We start from the raw sequence: 252 nt of genomic DNA, 5'->3' as shown, positions 1-252 counted from the left end.
ACCAGCTCGCGCGTGGCGCGGATCCAGTCGCCTTCGGCATCTTCCATGCCTACAACATAAACCGCACCGTGCATCGCGAGATAAACGCCACCCACCGGCAAATGTGCCGCGAGGCGCGTCAGGAAATCCTGCTTAAAATCGTCGTAGGTGACGCGCGCCACCGGACCCCCGGCGATGGCGCGCGCGTGGAAGGTCGGCAGAAACTCGCCATCATAATCCTGCAAAAAGGCGAAATAAGGATTGGTGGTGAGT

At 59.9% G+C, this 252-nt stretch carries 1 protein-coding gene; it reads right to left on the bottom strand.

From position 1 onward, the window contains the following. On the bottom strand, positions 1 to 252 hold a 252-nt coding region (locus KVT28_RS25755), incomplete at both ends, for a M81 family metallopeptidase (RefSeq protein WP_217551083.1).

The sequence above is a fragment of the Pantoea sp. GbtcB22 genome (assembly GCF_019091025.1).
Classification (GTDB): Bacteria; Pseudomonadota; Gammaproteobacteria; order Enterobacterales; family Enterobacteriaceae; genus Pantoea; species Pantoea leporis.
This window is presented reverse-complemented; position numbering and strand designations above follow the sequence as displayed.